Source organism: Martelella sp. (genome assembly GCF_984369615.1).
The window spans coordinates 1-2,213 of sequence record NZ_CFHTCS010000526.1 but is presented as its reverse complement, the minus strand read 5'-3'; the positions used below and the strand labels follow the sequence as shown (position 1 = coordinate 2,213).

Here is a 2,213-nt window from a genome sequence, read left to right as displayed (position 1 = left end):
GGACTGTTCCGCGAATTCGGCTTCGTCCTGGCCTTTGCCGTGATGCTGTCATCCTTCGTGGCGCTGACGCTGTGCCCGATGCTGGCATCGCGCATTCTGGTGAGCCACAAGGAGCAGAAGCCCGGGCCGGTCGCGCGCTTCGGCACGGCCCTTGCGCGCTTCTATGCCGTGACGCTCGGCTGGGTGCTGGCCGCGCCGTTTGTGCTCCTGTCGCTTGCAGGTCTGCTGATCTTCGGGGCCTATCTCGCCTATGCCAACCTCACCACCGAGCTTTTGCCGCGCGAAGACCGGTCGATGCTGATGATGCGGGTCTCCGCGCCCCAGGGCGTCAGCCTCGATTATACCCGCGACCGCATCCAGCAGGTGGAGGAGAAGCTCCAGCCGCTGATCGACAGCGGCGAGATCGAGAGCATCTTTTCCATTTCGGGCTTTGGCAGCAATACAAACAGCGGCTTTGTCGTCATGTCATTGGCGCCCTGGGCGGATCGTGAACGCACGCAGGACCAGATCGCCCGCGATGTGAATGCCGCTTCGGGCAGCATTCCGGCGGTGCGCGCCTTTGCCTTCCAGCCGAACTCGCTCAATATCCGCGGCGCTGGCAACGGGCTTTCCGTCGCTCTTGTCGGTTCCAATCACGCGCGGCTGACGGAAGCGGCGAGCGCGCTTGTCGAGGCCATGGAGGCCGATCCGATGTTCTCCGCGCCGCGGCTTTCCGAAGAGGCGACGCAGGCACAGCTGGCGCTTGCCCTCGATCGCCGGCGCGCGGCCGATCTCGGCATCGATATTGGCGGGCTCTCCCAGGCGCTGATGGCGCTGCTTGACGGCCGGTCGGTGGGCGAGGTGTTCATCGACGGCGAATCCTATGATGTCCAGCTGCGCGCCGACACCCGAAAGGTCGATGATCCGAGCGACCTGAGGAATATTTTCCTGCGCACCGGAGACGGCCGCATCGTGCCGCTGTCGACCATTGCGACGCTTGAGGAGAAATCCATCGCGCCGACGCTCGAACGCGAGCAGCAACAGGCGGCTGTATCGCTGTCGTCGAGCCTCGGGCCCGGCGTGGCGCTGGGCGACGCCTATCAGCGCCTTCTGGAGCTTGCCGAGCCGCTTCTGCCGCCGGGCGCCCACGTCCAGGCGCAGGCCGAGGCGGCCGCCCTTGATGAAAACGCTTCGGGCATGGGCATGGTGTTCGGCTTTGCCATCATCATCGTCTTCCTCGTGCTTGCCGCCCAGTTCGAAAGCGTCTGGAGCGCGCTGATCATCCTGGCGACCGTGCCCTTCGGCATCGGCTGCGCCTTCATCGCCATGCTTCTGACCGGCACCAGCCTCAACATCTATTCCCAGATCGGCCTCGTGCTTCTGATCGGCGTGATGGCAAAGAACGGCATTCTGATCGTCGAATTCGCCAACCAGCTCAGGGATCGCGGCGAGAGCGTGCGCGATGCGATCGAGCATGCGACCATGCTCCGGCTCCGGCCGGTGATGATGACGATGATCTCCACCGTGCTCGGCGGCATTCCGCTGGTTGCTGCCTCCGGCGCGGGCGCCGAGGCGCGTATCGCGCTCGGCTGGGTGATCGTCGGCGGTCTCGGCCTTGCCACTATCGTCACGCTCTACGTCACGCCGGTCGCCTATTACCTCCTTGCGCGCTTCTCGAAGCCGAAGGCCGACGAAGAGCGGCGTCTCAACGCCGAGATGCACGAGGCGGCATCGATCGGTCACTGATGGCGAGGGTATCCGTTTTGGTTTCCATGGAAAACCTTGCTAAAGCGGGCACTATACTGTTGTTATAGGCCTCCAACGCAATGATCGGCATGACCGATTCCGATAGTCCTGAAGGGGGAAACATGAAAGCCAAGTTCATCACGGCCATTTTCGCGTCGGCGCTGCTTGCTGGCTGCGCGGCCAACACCCAGAACAGCGTGAATCAGGCGCCCGAGGAAGTATCGGTCACCAATATCTCCGTCAGCGACCCGGCGGCCTATATGGACCGCCAGGAGGCCGAGATGCGCGAGCAGCTCGCCGGCTCCGGCGTCACCATCGTGCGCACGCCGAAATATATCGCGGTGGTCTTCGATTCGAGCATCACCTTTGCCACCGACAGCGCCGAGATCGTGCCGTCCTTCGGTCCTTCGCTCGCCGTCGTTGCCGGTCTCCTGCAGAAGTATAACGCCACCGATATCGACGTGAACGGCTATACCGATTCGACCGGT

The 2,213-nt window shown here is 63.5% G+C and carries 1 protein-coding gene and 1 pseudogene; both read left to right on the top strand.

The window, feature by feature from the left end:
• Positions 1 to 1,725 (top strand): efflux RND transporter permease subunit (locus AC5DC2_RS23250; protein ID WP_491700199.1); only part of this gene is annotated, 1,725 nt, incomplete at its 5' end.
• 122 nt (positions 1,726 to 1,847) lie between these two features.
• Positions 1,848 to 2,213, top strand: a pseudogene (locus AC5DC2_RS23245) (hypothetical protein); the annotation flags it as partial.